Source organism: Micromonospora orduensis, assembly GCF_006228125.1.
Classification (GTDB): Bacteria; Actinomycetota; Actinomycetes; order Mycobacteriales; family Micromonosporaceae; genus Micromonospora; species Micromonospora orduensis.
This window is the reverse complement of the sequence record NZ_VDFY01000080.1, coordinates 13,079-30,027: the sequence shown is the minus strand read 5'-3', so window position 1 is coordinate 30,027 and position 16,949 is coordinate 13,079. Positions and strand designations below refer to the sequence as shown.

General features: G+C 73.3%; 18 protein-coding genes and 3 pseudogenes. 6 read left to right on the top strand and 15 right to left on the bottom strand.

Features of this window, described 5'->3' with window-relative positions; all coding sequences use genetic code 11:
• Positions 1–224 (top strand): annotated as a pseudogene (locus FHG89_RS03280) (hypothetical protein); the annotation flags it as partial.
• A 9-nt stretch (positions 225–233) separates the two neighbouring features.
• On the opposite strand, the gene FHG89_RS03275 reads toward FHG89_RS03280, so the two are convergent.
• From FHG89_RS03275 to FHG89_RS03255, 5 genes are all read right to left on the bottom strand, one after another.
• Positions 234–764: an ATP synthase F0 subunit B gene (locus FHG89_RS03275; RefSeq protein WP_139582654.1), complete on the bottom strand. Its 531-nt coding sequence runs from the start codon at positions 762–764 to the stop codon at positions 234–236.
• Positions 765–883: 119 nt separating this feature from the next.
• Entirely contained in the window at positions 884–1,330 is a 447-nt protein-coding gene (locus FHG89_RS03270; protein WP_139582652.1) for a response regulator, read from the bottom strand.
• 68 nt (positions 1,331–1,398) lie between these two features.
• Entirely contained in the window at positions 1,399–1,746 is a 348-nt protein-coding gene (locus FHG89_RS03265) for an STAS domain-containing protein (RefSeq protein WP_139582651.1), read from the bottom strand.
• Positions 1,747–1,864: 118 nt separating this feature from the next.
• Positions 1,865–2,914 carry a cobalamin B12-binding domain-containing protein gene (locus FHG89_RS03260; RefSeq protein ID WP_139582649.1) on the bottom strand — a complete coding sequence of 350 codons (1,050 nt, stop codon included), beginning with the start codon at positions 2,912–2,914 and terminating at the stop codon, positions 1,865–1,867.
• A complete protein-coding gene (locus FHG89_RS03255) occupies positions 2,911–4,674 on the bottom strand; it encodes a PP2C family protein-serine/threonine phosphatase (protein ID WP_139582648.1) in 1,764 nt (587 codons plus the stop codon). The genes FHG89_RS03260 and FHG89_RS03255 overlap by 4 nt, the downstream gene beginning before the upstream one ends.
• A 263-nt stretch (positions 4,675–4,937) precedes the next feature.
• On the opposite strand from FHG89_RS03255, the gene FHG89_RS03250 reads away from it, so the two are divergent.
• Together FHG89_RS03250 and FHG89_RS03245 are read left to right on the top strand one after the other, a co-directional pair.
• On the top strand, positions 4,938–5,267 hold the full coding sequence (locus FHG89_RS03250) for an STAS domain-containing protein (protein WP_244295127.1): 330 nt from the start codon (positions 4,938–4,940) through the stop codon (positions 5,265–5,267).
• 82 nt (positions 5,268–5,349) lie between these two features.
• Positions 5,350–5,694, top strand: a complete 345-nt coding sequence (locus FHG89_RS03245; protein ID WP_139582644.1) for an STAS domain-containing protein — start codon at positions 5,350–5,352, stop codon at positions 5,692–5,694.
• 66 nt (positions 5,695–5,760) lie between these two features.
• Here FHG89_RS03245 and FHG89_RS03240 read toward each other — a convergent pair whose 3' ends face one another.
• Positions 5,761–6,075, bottom strand: coding sequence for a hypothetical protein (locus FHG89_RS03240; RefSeq protein ID WP_139582643.1), 315 nt, complete (start codon positions 6,073–6,075; stop codon positions 5,761–5,763).
• A gap of 201 nt (positions 6,076–6,276) precedes the next feature.
• Here FHG89_RS03240 and FHG89_RS03235 point away from each other — a divergent pair, with 201 nt between their 5' ends.
• The 3 genes from FHG89_RS03235 to FHG89_RS03225 all read left to right on the top strand — a co-directional run bounded on the left by FHG89_RS03235 (position 6,277) and on the right by FHG89_RS03225 (position 9,283).
• A complete protein-coding gene (locus FHG89_RS03235; RefSeq protein ID WP_139582642.1) occupies positions 6,277–7,251 on the top strand; it encodes a DUF2267 domain-containing protein in 975 nt (324 codons plus the stop codon).
• A gap of 79 nt (positions 7,252–7,330) precedes the next feature.
• On the top strand, positions 7,331–8,116 hold the full coding sequence (locus FHG89_RS03230; protein WP_139582640.1) for a spermidine synthase: 786 nt from the start codon (positions 7,331–7,333) through the stop codon (positions 8,114–8,116).
• 60 nt (positions 8,117–8,176) lie between these two features.
• Complete coding sequence (locus FHG89_RS03225; protein ID WP_139582639.1) at positions 8,177–9,283, top strand: AI-2E family transporter; 1,107 nt, start codon at positions 8,177–8,179, stop codon at positions 9,281–9,283.
• Here the strand turns inward: FHG89_RS03225 and FHG89_RS03220 are convergent.
• The 9 genes and pseudogenes from FHG89_RS03220 to FHG89_RS03185 all read right to left on the bottom strand — a co-directional run bounded on the left by FHG89_RS03220 (position 9,254) and on the right by FHG89_RS03185 (position 16,924).
• Entirely contained in the window at positions 9,254–10,555 is a 1,302-nt protein-coding gene (locus FHG89_RS03220; RefSeq protein ID WP_139582637.1) for an NAD(P)/FAD-dependent oxidoreductase, read from the bottom strand. The two genes, FHG89_RS03225 and FHG89_RS03220, sit on opposite strands and share 30 nt — an antisense overlap.
• 35 nt (positions 10,556–10,590) lie before the next feature.
• Positions 10,591–11,049, bottom strand: coding sequence for a glucosidase family protein (locus tag FHG89_RS03215; RefSeq protein WP_139582635.1), 459 nt, complete (start codon positions 11,047–11,049; stop codon positions 10,591–10,593).
• 29 nt (positions 11,050–11,078) lie between these two features.
• Positions 11,079–11,534: pseudogene (locus FHG89_RS34385) on the bottom strand (glucosidase family protein); the annotation flags it as partial.
• Positions 11,535–11,653: 119 nt separating this feature from the next.
• Positions 11,654–12,325: a glycogen debranching N-terminal domain-containing protein gene (locus FHG89_RS33510; protein ID WP_280116048.1), complete on the bottom strand. Its 672-nt coding sequence runs from the start codon at positions 12,323–12,325 to the stop codon at positions 11,654–11,656.
• A gap of 61 nt (positions 12,326–12,386) precedes the next feature.
• A pseudogene (locus FHG89_RS34085) lies at positions 12,387–12,584 on the bottom strand (glycogen debranching N-terminal domain-containing protein); the annotation flags it as partial.
• A gap of 114 nt (positions 12,585–12,698) precedes the next feature.
• Positions 12,699–13,031: a CU044_2847 family protein gene (locus tag FHG89_RS03200; RefSeq protein ID WP_139582629.1), complete on the bottom strand. Its 333-nt coding sequence runs from the start codon at positions 13,029–13,031 to the stop codon at positions 12,699–12,701.
• A gap of 13 nt (positions 13,032–13,044) precedes the next feature.
• A complete protein-coding gene (locus FHG89_RS03195; protein WP_139582627.1) occupies positions 13,045–14,388 on the bottom strand; it encodes an ABC transporter substrate-binding protein in 1,344 nt (447 codons plus the stop codon).
• On the bottom strand, positions 14,385–15,497 hold the full coding sequence (locus FHG89_RS03190; protein WP_139582626.1) for a hypothetical protein: 1,113 nt from the start codon (positions 15,495–15,497) through the stop codon (positions 14,385–14,387). Before FHG89_RS03190 ends, FHG89_RS03195 begins: the two co-directional genes overlap by 4 nt.
• Positions 15,494–16,924: a vWA domain-containing protein gene (locus tag FHG89_RS03185; protein ID WP_139582624.1), complete on the bottom strand. Its 1,431-nt coding sequence runs from the start codon at positions 16,922–16,924 to the stop codon at positions 15,494–15,496. The genes FHG89_RS03190 and FHG89_RS03185 overlap by 4 nt, the downstream gene beginning before the upstream one ends.
• Between the last annotated feature and the right edge of the window lie 25 nt (positions 16,925–16,949).

Here is a 16,949-nt window from a genome sequence, read left to right as displayed (position 1 = left end):
GCCTGTTCCAGCAGCGGCCCAGTAGCGGCTGGGGCACGGTGGCCGAACTGATGCGCCCGTCGTACGCCGCCCGGGCCTTCTACTCGGCGCTCAACGAGATCCCCGGCTGGCAGGACATGAGCGTCACCGCCGCCGCGCAGTCGGTGCAGATCTCCGCCTACCCCGACGCGTACGCCCAGCACGAGGAGCGGGCCACCACCGTCGCGGCGGCCCTCACCGCCTGACCCGGGGCGTTACCGGGTGTCCGCCGCGCCCAGGCCACCGGCGGCCACCCGGGTCGCCGGCACGCCCGTGCCGGCGGCCGCCGTCGTCGTGTCGGCGGGCACCGTCTCGGCGGCCATCTCACCGTCGACGGTCACCCCGCAGAGGATCTCGTCGGCCCGCGCCACGCGTCGCCGGCGGGCGTGCAGCGCCGCCTCGAACTCGCGGCGAGCCTGCACGGCCTCGGCGTACGCCCGCTCGCGCACCTGCCGCGCCTCCGCGCGGGCCTCGTCCAGCTCGGCGCGGGCCTGTGCGAGGATCTCGGCCGCCTCCCGGCGCACCACGTCCTGGGTGTGCCGGGTCACCGCGGCGTCGCCCAGGTCGAGCCGCTGGAGCAGGCCGCTGAGAAAGGCCGCCTCCTCGCGGATCTCGTTCCATTCCCGGGCGGCTCCGGCGGCGCTCTCGGCCCGCGCGGCGAGCCGGGCCAACCGGACCCCCAGCTCGTCCAGGCAGGCATCCACCTGCCGCTTGTCGTAACCGTTCTCAACGACGGAGAACCTCATACTGTCGCCCCCAGGCAGCTACTGTTACTTCCCCACTGGATCCTCGACGGTGGCGGCAGCGGCCGAGGGTGTTCGGGAAAATTGTTCAGCATCCGAGGGTGCGGGCGGCCCGACCCCGGTCAGGGGCGCTTGGGCAGGACCACCACCCGTCCGAAGAACTCGTCGATGCGGCGTACCACGTCGTTGAAGTCGTCCAGGTCGATCGGCTTCGTGACGTACGCGTTGGCCTGGAGCGTGTAGCTGCCGACGATGTCGGTGTCCGCGTTGGAGGTGGTCAGCACCACGATCGGGATGGTGCGCAGATCCTCGTCCTGCTTCACCGCGCCGAGCACCTGCCGCCCGTCCATCCGGGGCATGTTCAGGTCCAGCAGGATGACGTCGGGGCGTCGCGCCTGCTCGTGGCGGCCCTCGGCGCGCAGGAACTCCATCGCCTCCTCGCCGTCGCTGACCACGTCGATGACCTTGTCGACGTCGGAGTCCGCCAGCGCTTCCTCGATCATCAGCACGTCACCCGGGTCGTCGTCGACCACCAGGATGCGTACCGGCTGCGGGCTGTCTACGCCCATCACTACCTGCCTCGGGTCGGCGGAGACGGGACCTGACGGTCACCGTGCTGGCGGGGAAATCTAGCCCATCAGGAGGCGCTGCGGGACGCCGGGTCGACAGTGTCCGGTTCGTAGCGCAGCACGTCGGCCAGCCCGGTGACCCGCAACACCCGCTCGACCCGACCCTGGGCGCCGGTGAGCCGCAACCAACCGCCCTCGGCGGCGGCCCGGTTGTCTCCCCGGACGAACACGGCCATGCCTGTGGAGTCGCAGAACGTGAGGTCGGTGAGGTCGAGCAGCACCCGACTCTCGCCGGCCTCGCTGAGCCGGTCGATCGCGGCGGTCAGCTCGGGGGCCGTGCTCAGGTCCAGTTCACCGGCGAGCCGCAGGCGAGCACCACCGCCGTCGCGCCCGGCGTACCTGACGCTGAACGTCACCGTTCTCCCCCTCGCTCCACCCGCTCGGGTGGGACGTTTGCAGTGCGGCAAGTATACGCAGAGGTAGGTCAACGGCCGCAGGCCGCGGTGATCGACTCGGTTGCCGGCAGGTGGACGCTCAGCGAACGGCGTGGGAGTCCGGCGCGGCCGCGCCCGGCCGGCTCAGCGCGAGCGCGCGCGCCGCGCGCGGGAAGTCCCGCAGCACAGCGGCGTAGTGCCCCAGGGTCAGGTCGACCGCGCCGGCCGGCACCCCACGGCTGTCCAGGATCCCCACCAGCCACCCGACGAACTCGGTGAACAGCGACGGATCGTCGACGTACAGCGCGGCGGCCAGGAAGTCCACGATGTGGCCCAGGTCGCTGATCGTCGAGTCGAGCTGGGCGACCGTGTAGTCCCCCACCGCCGGCACCCGCTCCCGCAGGTCGGCAAGCGCGCTGTCGATCAGCTCACCCCGCCTGCGGACCAGGCTCGCGTACTCGTCGTCGACCAGGTGCGACAGCTGTGCCGGCGGAACCCGGCGCAGCGCGCGCTCGTCGGCGATCAGCTCGGCCGCCGCCGGGGCACTCGGGGCCCACGCCGCGCCGAGCCGGGCGGCCCACCGCCCGTCCGGGCCGAAACCACGACCGCCCACCACCACCGGTACGTCCGAGCGGCGGCACGCCTCGATCATCCGGTGGGCGTGCGGCAGGCGCATCGGCAGCGCGCACGCCAGAGCGACCGCGTGCGCGTCGTGCCGGTGCAGGTACGACACCAGGTGCGCCGCCGGCACGCTGGCGCCCAGGAAGGTCACCTGCCACCCGCGCAGCCGCAGCACCTCGGCGACCAGCCGGGGTGGCAGGGCGTGCCACTCCCCGTCCATGCAGGCCACCACGACGCGTCCACCGGTGGGGCGGGGGTTGGCGTGCGCGGCCACCGCCGCCACCACCCGTTCGCTGATGTGCGTGGCGGCGTGCTCCTGCGCCACGCTCCACTCGTTGCGCGCCCACCGCTCGCCCACCTCGGCCTGCGCGGGCGCGACCAGGTCGAGCAGCACCCGTTCGGCGGGCACGCCCGCGTCGAGCAGGGCGGTCGCCACGTCGATGGCGGCGTACTCGTCGGCGTCGCTGAGACAGTCCAGGTAGCCGCGGTACGCGTCGGTGGGGTCGACGGCGGCCGTCGGAGCGCTCACGTGTCGGTCTCCCTCCGCGGCTCGGTGCCGGTCGGCCCGGGCACCGAGTGCAGGTGCCGGAGGGTACGGCCGCTCGCGCCGACCGCGCGCAACGCCAGCACCGCGATGTCGTCGTGGTCGCCGTGCCCCAGCCAGTCGCAGGTGACCTGCTCGACCCGCTCGGCCAGGGCGGGCGCCGGCATCCGCTGACAACCGGTCACGGCGGTGACCAGCCGCTCCGGGCCGAACTGCTCGTCGCCTCGGCGACCGCCACGGGCCTCGGTCACCCCGTCGCTGTAGAGCAGGCACGTTTCGCCCGGGGCCAGCCGGACGGTCACCTCGCCGACGCGCGGATCGGGCACGACCCCGATCAGCATGCCGCGCAGCGGCACCACCTCTACCTCGCCCGAGGCGCGCAGCACGAGCGGCGGCAGGTGCCCGCCGCCGGCCATCGTGAGGGTGAGACCACCGTCGCGGTGCGGGCGGGCCACGCCGAGCACCATGGTGGCGAACCGGCCCTGACCGTGGGCCTGGGTCGTCTCCAGCAGGGCGTCGTTGAGCAGCCGCAGCAGTCGGCCCGGATTCGACTCCAACCGGTGCAGCGCCTGGAGGCACTGCCGCAGCTGGCCGGTGAAGACGGCCGCCTCGACACCCTTGCCGGACACGTCGCCGAGGAAGAACACCGAACCGCCGTCGGGGAGCCGGTGCGACCCGTGGAAGTCGCCGCCGATGCGCAGCCCCGCCTGCGCCGGCCGGTACGCGGTGCCCCACTGCACACCAGCGGCCTCGGCCGGCGCCACCGGCAGCAGACTCGCCTGGAGGGTGTCGGCCACCTCCGCCTGGTCGCGGTAGAGCAGCGCGGTGGTCAACGCGGCGCCCGCCCGGGCCGCGAAGGCGCGGACCAGTTGCACGTCGTCCTCGTCGTACCAGCGGGTGTTGCGACGGGCCACCAGCAGCACCCCGGCGGGGGCGTCACGGCCCGGCAGCGGAACGACCCGGGCGGTGCTCTCGGCGCCGCTGAGGCCGGGCAGCCAGCCGGCGTCGACCGCCTGCTCCACCAGCCAGTCCACCGCGTGCGGCTCCACCCCGGTCAGCCCGTCGGCGATGGCCGCCGGCAGATCGGCGCCGGGGAGCACGCCGCTGTCCACCAGTGGCGTCTCGTCGTCACTGCGGGACGCGCGCCACCAGCGGACCCGACCGGCTCGCGGCGCGAGCACCAGCACGGCCACCTCCGCCAGGGTCGGCACGGCGAGACGGACGACCGCGGCGGCGGCCCGATCCGGATGGAGTGGATTGCCCAGCTTGTCGCCCACCCCGGCCAGGAAGGCCGACCGTGCCCGCTCGGCCAGCAGCGCGTCGGCGCGGCTCGCGCTCTCGGTGACGTCCTCGACGTACCAGCAGCACCGGCCGCCGGACAGGGACACCTGGCGGGCGGTGAGCTGACGGCCGCCGTGGATGAAGCGTGCGGGACTGTCGTCGCCCAGGCCGGCCACACCGGCGGCGGTGAGCCGCCCGCCGGGGACCACCTCGGGCAGCAACCGCTCGGCCACCGGGCTGACGTGCCGCACGACGCCGTCGGCGTCACAGATCACCAGGCCCTCGCGGAAGTGCTCGACGACCTCGGACCAGTCGGGCTCGGCCAGATCCCGGTCGGGAGCCAGCGGCGGCAGAACGGTGGGCTGGGGCGCGGCGTCGGCGGACCACGTCAACGCCCGGGTGGCACTCGGCGTGGAGATCCGTCCGTCGCCCGGGTCGAAGCCCCTGACGTCGGAAGCAGTCACCAGCTGAGCCTCACTCCTCGTGGTCCACCGGACCCGCGCGGGGACCGGCGTCTGGGATCACCTGTCTCCCGACCACCCTACGCCGGCATGCCGAAAGCGGCACCCCGCGCCAGGTCGGGGGGCCCGACCGCGTACCCGGCGCACCTCACGGGGCGTTGTTACGATCCTTCTCGAACCGGCCCGAGCGGCACCGGTGGAAGGGCGTGAACGTGCTATCCCCAGGGCGACGACCCCAGGCCACACCGCTGAGGGCATCCGTCGATGTGTCCGACCCCGACGGGCCTCTGATCCGGGTCGTCGGCGAGCTGGCGTACGCGACGTGCGCGCCGTTGCGCGACGAGGTCGAGCGGGTGCTCGCCGACGCGCCACCGACCCTGGTACTGGACTTCGGCGACCTGCACTTCATCGACAGCACCGGCCTCGCCGTGATCGTGCACGCGTGGCGGGAGGGCCGAGAGGTCGGCACCACGCTCCGGCTACGGGGCGTCCCCCCGTTCCTGGCCTCCATCCTCGACATCACCGGGGTGGCGGGGCTGCTGGCCCGTCCCGCCCACGCCTGGCCGGGCGAGCAACGACCCGCCGCGACGGGCTGAGCGTTCGCGGGCCCACCGCGACGCGGGCCACGTGTCGGTCCCCCGGGTTTGCGGTCGGGCCCAGGACTGGGAACATGGTGGGATGCCCGATCAGCTGCTGACCATCGAGGTGGCCCGGCCCGATGCCGGTCACGTCCAGCTGCGGCTGACCGGCGAGCTCGACTACGACACCGCACCCGAGCTGATCGCGGCGGCGGCGCAGCTGAGCGACACGGGCGACCAACTGCTGCTCATCGACCTGACCAGGGTGAGCCTCTGCGACTCCTCCGGGCTCAGCGCGCTGCTGGTGGTGCACCGCGCCGCCGGGGCGATCCGGTTGACCGGGGTCAGCCCACAGCTGCGGCAGATGCTCGACCGCACCGGCCTGACCGAGCTGCTCACCGTCGACCACGTCGCGACCGACGCCGACCTGCGCTCCATCGGCTGATCGGGCCACCCCCGATGCGGGGTGGCCCCCGACCCTGGGACCTGGGGTCGGGGGCCGGAGGAATGTCTAGGGTGCCGTCATGGGCTGGAGCCGGGGTCCGTCATCGCGGAGCGCGCCGAGCGGCGTCGCGTCGGCGTCCGCGGGAACACCCGAATCGGGCGTCTGGTACAGGTAGCGGACGAAATCCCCACCCGCCTCGTTGTCGTCCGCGCCGGGCCACTGGCCGATGCAGTCCATGCCGACCACCTCACGGCCCGACCCGTCGGGCTCCTCCACCAGCGCCCACAGGCTCACCGGATAGCACCGGGTGGCATCGGGCGTGAGCTGCCAGCGCGCGTACCAGCCGGCTCGTGCGGGGACGATCTCGACGATCCGCTTCATGACGACCTTCCTTCCGCGTACCTCGGAAGAACTCCGGTCCTGAGCCGATCGTGCGGGCCGTGCGGGTGAGCGCCCCTCACCCGTGGCGGATGAAGCCGTCCACGCCCGGCCGGCCCACCCGGGCGGCGCCCGTTTCGGCTCCCGGGACGGCGGGAAGGCGACGGATGCAAGCACGATCCCCAGCGGAAGGGGTGTCACGCCATGCGCAAGCAGATGGAGGGCGACAACCAGCGGCGCCGGGCACTGGCCCGGCAGGCCCGCGAACAGGGTCGCCAGCCCAGCGAGTTCGGCGCCAGCCTGAGCGCCTCGAAGCAGACAACGAGCCTGGAGCAGGGCAAGCGCGCCGGTCCGGCGCCGGCCGGACGACACAAGCCGGACTCCACGCGCGGTGGGCCCGCCCCGCCGGCGCTCGGAACCCCGGACAACCCCCGACCGCAACCGTCCCCGCCGGTCGGTGCGGCCGGAGTGAGCAGCGTGGGCTACCACGACCTCGTCGACGAGGTGGGTCGCCGGGCCGGCGTGGACTTCAGGACAGCCAAGGTCGGCGCCGAGGCCACCGTGCTGGTCCTGGCCTTCGCCCTGGACGCGGCGGAACGGCAGACGCTGCTCGACGCGGTGCCGAACTCGCTGCACGACGTCCTGCCGGTCGACGGCATCGAGCGGCACCGTGACCTGCCGGGCTTCCTGGCCGAGGTGGGCCGGATCAGTGGCCGTACGCCGGAGCAGGCCCGCTACCAGGCCGAGGCGACGCTCACGGCGCTCGCCGACCAGGACGGCGACCTCGTCGAGTCGCTGCACGTACCGGACGGGCTGCGCGAGCTGCTGAACCCGCCGGAGGCCGGCGGCGGTCTGGTGGGCGCCTCCACGACCACGCCCACGCTGGACGACGCCCAGCTCCAAGCGGCGCTTGACGACCTGCCGTACTGGGTCGGTGACAGCGACGGGTTGTACCGCGTGGTCGCGCTGCCGCCGGACAACCTGGACCGGGTGCTCGCCCGGCTCGACCGGCTGCGCCAGGAGACCGGACGCGGCCCGAGCATCGGCCGCCCCGGCGGCACGGCCGCCGTACTGACGGTACGGACCAACCAGGCCGACGGGGTGACCGCACTCGACGTGGACCTCGCCCACCGGATCGACGACGCGATCGACGAGGTGGGCGCCGGAATGGCCGGTTGACCGGCCACCGGCAGAGACGACGGCCGGCGGACGCGGGGCAACCCGCGCTCTGCCGGCCCGCTCGGCTAGCGTGCCGGTCATGAACCGCGCCGCCGACCGGCTGGAACTGGTGACCGATCCGGTCCGTCGGACCGGGCGGACGCTGCTCTCCGCCGGCGTCGAGCAGTCGTACGTGGACGTCGAGGACCCACGGCACCTGCACTTCGAGTACGTCCGGCGGATCGCCGCCGCGGCGGAGCTGGCAGCGCCGCGGGGCGTCCCGCTGGACGTCCTGCACCTGGGCGGCGGCGCGTTGACGCTGCCCCGGTGGCTGGCAGCGACCCGGCCCGGCTCGGCGCAGCGGGTCGTCGAGCGGGACGCGGCGGTCGTCGAGCTGGTCGCCCGGGAGCTGCCACCGCTGCCGCCCGAGGTGCGGGTGGAGGTCGCCGACGCCCGGGAGGCGGTCACCGCGACCCCGGCCGCCAGCTACGACCTGGTGATCGCCGACATCTACCGGGCGGCCCGGATGCCCCGGCACGTCCGTACCGTCGAGTTCGCGGCCGAGGTGGCGCGGACCCTGCGCCCGGACGGTTTCTACCTGGTCAACGTCACGGATCTGCCGCCGCTGGTCGGCACCCGCGTGCAGGTGGCGGTCCTGCGGGCGGTCTTCGGTGACGTGTGCGTGCTCGGCGACCGGCGGATGCTGCGTGGCCGCCGCTACGGCAATCTGGTACTCGCGGCGACGCCCCGCCCCGGCGGGCTGCCGGTCGGCAGGCTCGCCGTGGCCGCCCTGCGCGATCCGGTGCCCGGCGGTCTGCTGCACGGCGCCCCGCTCGACACGTTCGTCGCGGGCGCCCGACCCGTCGGCGACGACGACACCCACTGACCGTCCGCAATCAGGGGTGATGCCGGGTTTCCGACGGCGTGCGCGGGGAAGGCCCGGCGGGTGAGCGACGCCGATGTACGGGTGACCGCCCGCCGGACCCTGATCGTGATCGGTCTGGTGCTGGCGACGGCGTTCGCGCTTGCCTTCGTGTACGCGACCCGCCGGGTGCTGGTGTGGGTCGTGGTGGCTGCCTTCTTCGCCGTCGCGCTCAAGCCCCTCGTCGACCGGGTGCAACGCCGACTCGTGCGGCGCCGGGCGCTCGCCACGCTGCTGGTGTTCCTCGCCACGCTGGTGGTCGTGGCCGCCCTGGCCACGCTCATCCTGGTGCCGCTGGTGGACGAGTTGGGCCGGTTCGCCGACCGGGCCCCCGAGCTGCTGCGCGACGCCCGCGCCGGCCGGGGACCGCTGGGGCAGCTGCTGGAGCGCACCGGCACGCGTCGTTACGCCTCCGAGCACTCCGACCAGTTGCGCGACCTCGGCACCCGGCTGCGCCAACCCGCGGTCGGGGTGCTGCGCGGCATCGTGGAGACGGTCGCCGGGCTGGTCACTGTCGTCGTGCTGGCGTACCTCATGGTGTTGGAATCGCCGCGGATCACCGGCGGCGTGCTCGCGGCGGCCGGGGACGGTGAGGGCGAGCGGCTGCGTCGGGTGGGGCGCGCGGTGTCGCGTACGGTGACCGGCTACCTTTCCGGAAATCTGCTGATCAGCGTGATCTGCGGCGGGTTGACCTATCTGGTGCTGGCCCTCACCGGCGTGCCGTTCGCCGCCGTGATCGCCCTGCTGGTGGCGGTGGCCGACCTGATTCCGCTGGTCGGCGCCACCCTCGGCGCGGTGATCGCGGCCGGTGCCGGGTTCCTGCACTCCCCCACCGCCGGCGTGGTGGTGCTTGTCTTCTTCGTGGTCTACCAACAGGTCGAGAACCACCTGCTCCAGCCGCTCATCCTGTCCCGCGCGGTCCGGCTCAACCCGTTGACCGTGCTGGTCAGCGTGCTGCTCGCGGCGGAGCTGGCCGGCCTGCTCGGCGCACTGCTGGCCATCCCCGCCGCCGGCATCGTGCAGACCCTGCTGCGCGAGTACGGACCGGACCGGTTGCGCCGGACCACCCCCGGCCCGGCAGTCCCGGACCGCCCGGACCGCTCAGCGGCCCCGGGCCGCGAGCTCGGGTGACGTGCTCTCCAACGGAACCGCGTTCGCCGGCACCAGGCCCAGCTGGACCGCCGACCGGGTCAACGCGGCGTCCAGCACCCAGTCGGCGCCGACGCGGGTGCGGTTTCCGGGCATCGCCATCAGGTGGTACGCCCGGGTGACCACCTTGGCGGGCAGCCCGGCCAGGTTGACGTGCAGCGGGTTCGCCGCCGCGTCCCTGCCGCCCAGGTCGACGACCCAGCCCAGGTCGTGGTGCTTGTACGGCTTGCGCCGCCCGAAACCGTACGACGCGGCGATGTTGTGCGCGGCGAGCTTACCCTGTCGCTGCGCGTGCTGGGCGGTCATCCCGCAGACCTGACCGGGGTTGGTGAGGTCCGGCACCGCGGCGGCGTCACCACAGGCGAACACCTCCGGGTAGCCGGGGACGTTGAGGAACTCGTCGGTGACCAGCCGGCCCCGGTCGGTACGCAGGCCCAGCTCGTTGACGAACGGGTCGGGACGCACCCCGACACACCAGACGAGGGTGCAGGTCGGCACGTACTCGCCGTCGGTGAGCTTCACCCCGTCGCAGGTCGCCTCCGCCACCGAGGTGCCCATCCGCACGTCCACGCCGCGCCGGTTGAGCACCTTGTGCGAGGTGTCCGACATCCGCTTGTCCAGCTCCGGCAGCACCCGGGGCGCGACGTCGAGCAGCATCCAGCGGGGGCGGACGGTCAGCCGGGGGCGCTGGGCGTGCAGCGCGTCGGTGAACAGCTGCCCGTGCGCGGCGACCTCGGTGCCCGTGTAGCCCGCGCCGACCACCACGAACGTCGACCGGGCCTGCTGCTCGGCCGGGTCCTCGGCCTGCTCGGCCAGCTCGACCTGCCGGACGATGTGGTCGTGCAGGTAGACCGCCTCGGGCAGCCCTCGGAAGCCGTGCGCGTACTCGGTGACCCCGGGGATGGGCAGCAGCTTGTTGACACTGCCCACGGCGAGCACCAGCCGGTCGTACGCCAGCCGGTTCTTCTCCCCCTCCGGCTGGGTGAAGCCGACCCAGCGGTTCTGCAGGTCGACGTGGTCCGCTTCGCCGATCACCACCCGTACGCCCTTGAGCGTGCCGGTCAGCGGCACGGCGATGCGCCGGGGCTCGACCACCCCGGCGGCGACCTCCGGCAGCAGCGGCAGGTACAGGAAGTAGTCGGTGGAGTTCAGCACCACGATCTCGGCCCGGTCCCGGGCGATCCGGCTCAACGTCTTCGCCGCGTGGTAACCAGCGAACCCGGCCCCCACGATCACCACACGAGGTTTCGTCATTGCGGGCCGTTTCCCGTCGAGGCGCGGGACAAACGTCAGCTCCCCTGGAGGCGTACGTGGCCGCTGCGGCCGATCGCCTCCACCGCCCACTGTTCGCCGAACGCGCGCACCCGCTCGGCGGTGATCCGACCCAGTTGCTCGGGGATGTCCGGGTCGAGCACGAGCCGGCCGTCGACCGGGTTGAGGCCGAGCATGGCGCGGATCAGGGCCAACGGAGTGCCGGCCGCCCACGCCTGCGGGCTACACGCCGTCGGGTACGGCACGGCGAACAGCAGCCGTTCCCTGTCGAAACCGCTAAGCGCCTCCGGCAGCCGGTGGGCGAACTGCTCGGCCGCCTCGAACATCGCCAGGCTGATCCGGTTCGACTCGGCCCGGTAGCCGTACCCGGCCAGGCCGAGCGCGGCGATCGAGTTGTCGTGCGGCCAGACCGTGCCCAGGTGGTAGCCGAGGGCGTTGTAGAGCCGCTCCTCCGGGACAGCGTGCGGATGCCCCAACCGGAGAACATGTCCGGGGACATGAGCTGGCGCACCACCGCGTCGGCCCGCTCCGGCGGCACGATCCCGCTCCACAGCAGGTGACCCATGTTCGACGTCTTGGAATCGACCGGCTTCTTGTCGCCGTCCAGCGCGACCGCGTAGTAGCCGCCGCGCTCGTCGATCCAGAAGTCCCGGTTGAACCGCTCGTGCAGGGTGTTGGCCTCGTCGCGCAGCCGACGCGCCAACGTGGGGTTGCCCAACGGCCCGTCGAACAACTCGGCCAGTCGCAGTTTGGCGTCGTAGGTGTAGCCCTGCAGGTCGCAGGTGGCCAGCGGCAGCACGGGAATCCTGCCGTCGGCGAAGCAGACCCCGTCCGGGGAGTCCCGCCAGCACTGGTTGCCCAGGCCCTCGGGCGAGCGGGTGGCGTACTCGACGTAGCCGTCCCCGTCCCGATCGCCGTAGTCGTCGATCCACCGCAACGCCGCCATCGCGTTGTCCCGCAGGTGCCGGACGGTCTCGTCGTCGCCGGTCCAGCGCCAGTACTCGGAGAGCAGGATCAGCCAGAGCTGGGTGGCGTCGGCGCTGCCGTAGTTCGGCCCGTACGGTTTCTCGCCACTGCGGGTCAGCTCGCCACTGCGTACCTCGTGCAGGATCTTGCCGGGCTCCTCGTCGGTGAAGTCGTCACACGTGTCGCCCTGGAGGCGGGCCAGTGCCAGCAGCGCGCCCTTCGCCAGCGCGGGCCCCGCGACAAGCGTCTGGTACGCGTGATCAAGGTGTCCCGGCCGAAGACGGTGAGGAACCAGGGCAGCCCGGCGCCGGGCAGCAGAATCCGCTGGCCCCTGACCTCCAAGTCGAGCCGCAGCGCCGTCAGGTCGTCGCGGGACTGGCGTATGGTGCGCTCCAGCGGCGCGTTGTCGCTGCGCAGCACCGCCCGGCCCTCCGCCCACCGGCGCAGCGGGTCGTCGGCTCGGCCGTGGAAGACGTCGGCGATGTCACCCCGGACCGGCTCGACCACCCCCATCCCGGGCGGCAACGGCACGTGCAGGTCGAGCTGCCACTCCTGGCGGGGGCTCAGGTTCAGCTCCCAGACCAGCTCGTCGCCCTCGATGCGGTCCGCCGGCGTTGCGCAGCACACCCGGGTCTGCGCCGAGAAGTCGCCGCGCCGGTAGGAGAAGCACAGCTCGGAGCCGTCGGCGGCGTGGTGCCGTGTGATCTCGGCGGAGCGGTCCCGGACCGTCGACTTGACCTCGAACAGGTCGGCGAAGTCCACGTCGACGGCCAGCCGCAGCTCCACCCCGGACCCGCTCCAGCCGAAACGAGATCAGCTCCACGCGCTCGTGGAAGCCGTCGCCGACGTAGCGCAGCCGCCGCAGGCCCAGACTGTTCAGCGGCAGCCCGGGCAGCTCCGGGTTGCTGAGCACGTACTGCGCCGAGTAGTGGTCGATGGTCTCGGCGCGCAGCACCAGCAGCGCACCGCCGTTGACGGTCAGGCTCCAGCCGCTGATCAGGCGGGTGTCCAGGTGGACGAGCCCGCCGATGCTGCCCGGCGGCACGTCCCCGGTGGCGTTGGAGTACAGGAACGTGGGGCCGCTGAGCACGGCGAGGGAGTCGGGGCCCAGATCGGGTGGAATGGACCGTTGGTCGCCGCTGTCCGGGAAGCGCACCGTTCAAAAGACAGGTGTTTCCGGTGGCCGCTGCCAGCGCACCGTTACCGTCAGTTGGCCCTGCACGCCGGTCCGGGCGATGACCGCGCCGGCCTCGGCGGTCAACTGCACCCCGAAGGTGATCTCGACCTCGTCGGGTCGGTGCGCCATCGACTGGAACTGCCCCAGGGCGACGGAGGCCGCGTCGCGGACCTCGGTGAGCGCCCGGTCGAACGTCTCGCGTGCCTCCCGGACCACCCTGCCGGCGGCGCCGGCGTGCGTCACGCCGGGCCGGCCGTCGACCTCGACCACCACCGAGCCGCCACCGTCGAGGTCGAACCTGCGCAGTTCGGTCATCGTGCCATCCTTGTCAGTTGGTCGGGGGCGCTGCCGGCTCGCAGCCCAGGTCCATGTACTCCGCTGGCGGCACCGAGCGTCGGACGGAGTCGAGTTCGGCAAGCAGCGCGTCCAGGCGGCCCGGGTCCTGGAGGTAGACAAGGACCGCCCGCTCGAAGGCGGTGGCCACCGCCGTCGGCAGCAGGTCCGATCCGTCCCGGCACAGCGTCCCGGTGCCCAGTCGGCGGGCGACCCGGGCGACGACGGGATCGGCGTAGTCGTCCGACTGCGCACGACGGCTGAAGAACAACTCGTCGCTGGACTCCCGCCAGATCCGCTGCGCCGGCTCGGACGCCAGATACGCCATGAGCTCCCGGGCGGGCCCGGTGTCCCGGAACAGGGCCGCGACGTCGTCGGACACCTCCTGCAGCGACGACGTCTCCGACGGACCGACCGGCGGCGTGGGGAAGAAGTCGACCGGACCACCACCGTCGGGCATCGCGTCCCGGTAGGTACGCAGCACGAACGAGGCCTGGTGGTCGAGGTAGCACCCCGGCGGCGCGGTGAGCAGGCCGCTGCCCGCGTCCGCCCACGTGGTGAAGAGACTCGCCCGCGCTGTCCCCGGTGACGACGACACGCCGAGCAGGTCACCCCACGCCACCCAGGCGTCGCGCACCGGCCCCGTACGCCAGGACAGCTCACCCCGGGTCCACCGCTCGTACGCCGCCTGCCCGGACTGGTGCAGCAGGATGTCCTCGATCCAGTCCGTGCCCGGCCAGCCGGACACCGGCGGGGAACTCATCCCCAGGCACCACGGCACCCGACCGCCGGCCGTCACGCCTCGACTCCGGGTGACCAGCTCGGCCCAGGTCGCCGGCGGCTGCCGGGGGCCGACAGCGCTCAGCGCGCTCGGCTCGTACCAGAAGATGCTCTTGAGGTGGGTGGCGACGGCGACCGCGTAGGCCCGTTGCGGGCCGACCGGTTCGGTCTTGCGGGCGAGACGGATCACCTGCGCGGCGGCGCCCGCGTCACCCTCGACGATCTCGTCGAGCGGGCGCAGCTGGTCCTCGTTGACGTAGCGCTGCACGTCGTTGAGGCGGGGCAGGACGGCGACGTCGGGCGGACGGCCACGCTCGATGCCGGCCTGGAGCACCTGACTGACGTCGCGGTGACCCTGATAGTCGACGTGGATGCCGGTCTCGGCCTCGAAGCCGCGCAGGACGGCGTCGAAGGCGGCCCTCTCCGCGCCGGTCCACGAGGCGAGGATGGTGACCTCGCCGGTCGGCTCGTCGCCGGAGCATCCACTCAGGCCGGTGCCGGCCAGCAGCACGGTGACCAGCGCCAGCGTCGTCCACGAGCGGCGTCTGCGATGTCTCATGTCGACCGGTATCCGTATTCGGCCAGGCGGGCCTGGAACCCCGCGAGAATGAGCACCCCGATGCCGAGCGCCAGCAGGGGCAGGACGAACTCGACGGAGTTGCTGTCCGCGGCGCGGGCGGCGTGGGTCAGGGTGGTCTCCGCGGCGCGCGGCGGCGCGGGGGCCGCCGACGCGGACGGCGACGGTGGCGCGGCGCTGGCGCGCAGACCCGCCACCGTACGGCCGCACCCGTCCGGGCACTGCTTCTGCACCTCGTCGGCGAGCCCGTCGGCGGCCTCCCGCCGTACCTGGAGGAGCTGCCCCTGCCGGCTCTCCTGCACGGCCGCGACGTCGCGGCGGACCTGGTCGAGATCCGCCGCCGACCGCAAGCTCAGCGAGGTGAGCGCGACCATCCCCAGCGTCGCCACGCTGGCCAGCAGGAGGGGCAGGTTCAGGGCCCGGCGGAAGCGGCGCGACAGGTAGATCTGCGTCGGCACCAGCAGCGCGCCGAGGACGAGGAGCGGCAGCAGCCACACGGCCGGGGTCAGCCGGTGCGTCCAGCCGTTGTCCCGCTGCTCGTCCAGGACGGACACCTGCTTGGCCAGCAGGTCGTCGAGCAGACTCAGGATGTCGTCCATGAGGCTCGCCGCGTCCCGCAGCCACGCGCCGCCGAGGGCCGGCAGGCTGGCGTCGCGGTAGCTGGCGTCGGCCCGACCGATCAGACCGGTGTACGTGACCAGCAGCGCCTCCACCGTCTGGATGTCGCGGGTGCCGCCGTCCCCGGCGGCGTTGTTCTCGGCCACCAGGGTCAGGTACTGCCCCGCGCCGGCGATCTGGCGTTGGTAGTCCACCCCCGGGCCGCCGAGCAGCAGCCCACTGTCGGTCAGGTTGCGCACCGCCGCCGCGTGCGCGCTGCGCAGCGCGTGCTGCGCGTCGTGGACGGCGAGGATCGCCGGCACCGACCGGTCGGCCGCCGCGTCGGCGGTGCGGGCGACACCGAGGAACACCGCCAGGCAGGCGACCAGGGCGACGGCCGTGGCCGCGAGCAGCGCCGCCCGCAGTCGCAGCAGGGTACGCCGGGTGGTGCTGACCTGCCGCGACGGGCGACCGTCGGGGTTCGCCACCGTCACGTCGCCGCCTCCCCGCTCAAGCCGGGGTCGTCCAGGACGGCGTCGCACTGCTCGCAGTACACCGCGTCCGGTGGCGACAGGTGGCCACACGCGGCGCACAGCCGGTCCTCACCCACCGGGGCGTCCGGGACCGGCTCGGGTGTGCCCGTCGCGTGCACGGTCTGGCTGGAGAACAGCAGGCTGACGTTGACGTCCACCCTGCTCAGATTGGGTTTGAGCCGGACCAGACCGTCGGGCTCCAGGTCCACCAGGTACCGCAGCTGCTCCAGCGCCTTCTCGTCGCGGGCCAGCCGGGCCAGCTCCACCGCCCGCGTCCACTGGGCGTGGGCCTCGACCCGGTCCCCCCGGTCGTACGCGTCGCAGCCCGCGTTGATGGCCTGACGCACCTCCTCCTGCCCGGTCACGTGGGAGACACGGGGATCGAGGCGGGACGACTTGACCAGGTCGTCGGTCCAGTGCACCAGGACGGGGGCGGGACCGGCCCGGACCTCCCCCTGGACGAGCAGGGTGACCCGGGCGGCCATCTGGTCCTCCTCCAGGTGCGCCGCCGAGGGGTCGACGGTGAGGCAGAGGTGGTAGTCCCGCCGCTCCGCACCCCAGGACCCGGTGGCGAACTCGACCGTCCGATCGTCGACGGTGTCGGCGTACCCGGTGAGGTCGGTCAGGGTGGGGCTGGCCTGCTTGACGAAGGCCACCGTCGAGTACGGCATGGTCCGCACCCGGATCCGCAGGTCGGGCAGCAGCTTGCCCAGCGCGGCGTCGATGGTCGCCCGGAACCCCGCCTCCAGTTCGGCCGGGCGGCGCACCGCCTCGGCGGTGCCGCGCAGCACGCCGGCGATCCGCAACAGGTCCCGGGGATGCCACCCGTCGCCGATGCCCCGGGCGTCGCAGACGAACCGGCCGGCGCACGTGTCGAGCACCCGCTCCAGCTCCTGCGGTGTCTCGTGCTGGTTGATGCCGTCGGTCAGCAGCAGCACGTGGCAGATCGCCGACGGGTCGTCCGGCAGCAGATCCCGTGCGGCGGCCAGCCAACTGCCCATCGCCGTGCCACCGCCCGGGCTGAGCCGGGACACCGCCGCCCGGGCGTGCGCCCTGGTCTCCGCCGACGCGGTCATCAGCCTCGACGCCGAGGGGAAGACCATCCGGGCCCGCTCGGTCCCCTCGACCACCGCGAACCGGACGCCGTCGGGCAGCACGTCGATGGCAGCGGCGGTGGCCCGTCGCGCCGCCGCGATCTTGGTCGGAGGGTTCGCCATCGAGCCCGAGCAGTCGATCACCAGCACCTCGACCAGCCGGCGCGGATCCGCCCGGGCCGGCCCGACCGTCTCCGGACCCGACGACTCCCCGACGACCGAGAGGATGGCGTGCATCTCGCGGCCGTTCGCCGGCAGGTACTTGTTCTGGCTGACCTGAAGACTGAACTCCATGCCGGCGTCCACCGATTCACGCTCC

Excerpts from the sequence above, each read along its gene's own strand:
- FHG89_RS03275 (WP_139582654.1), bottom strand. The coding sequence starts at position 764 with ATGAGGTTCTCCGTCGTTGAGAACGGTTACGACAAGCGGCAGGTGGAT.
- FHG89_RS03270 (WP_139582652.1), bottom strand. The coding sequence starts at position 1,330 with ATGGGCGTAGACAGCCCGCAGCCGGTACGCATCCTGGTGGTCGACGAC.
- FHG89_RS03245 (WP_139582644.1), top strand. The coding sequence starts at position 5,350 with ATGCCCGATCAGCTGCTGACCATCGAGGTGGCCCGGCCCGATGCCGGT.
- FHG89_RS03240 (WP_139582643.1), bottom strand. The coding sequence starts at position 6,075 with ATGAAGCGGATCGTCGAGATCGTCCCCGCACGAGCCGGCTGGTACGCG.
- FHG89_RS03235 (WP_139582642.1), top strand. The coding sequence starts at position 6,277 with ATGCGCAAGCAGATGGAGGGCGACAACCAGCGGCGCCGGGCACTGGCC.
- FHG89_RS03230 (WP_139582640.1), top strand. The coding sequence starts at position 7,331 with ATGAACCGCGCCGCCGACCGGCTGGAACTGGTGACCGATCCGGTCCGT.
- FHG89_RS03220 (WP_139582637.1), bottom strand. The coding sequence starts at position 10,555 with ATGACGAAACCTCGTGTGGTGATCGTGGGGGCCGGGTTCGCTGGTTAC.
- FHG89_RS03200 (WP_139582629.1), bottom strand. The coding sequence starts at position 13,031 with ATGACCGAACTGCGCAGGTTCGACCTCGACGGTGGCGGCTCGGTGGTG.
- FHG89_RS03195 (WP_139582627.1), bottom strand. The coding sequence starts at position 14,388 with ATGAGACATCGCAGACGCCGCTCGTGGACGACGCTGGCGCTGGTCACC.
- FHG89_RS03185 (WP_139582624.1), bottom strand. The coding sequence starts at position 16,924 with ATGGAGTTCAGTCTTCAGGTCAGCCAGAACAAGTACCTGCCGGCGAAC.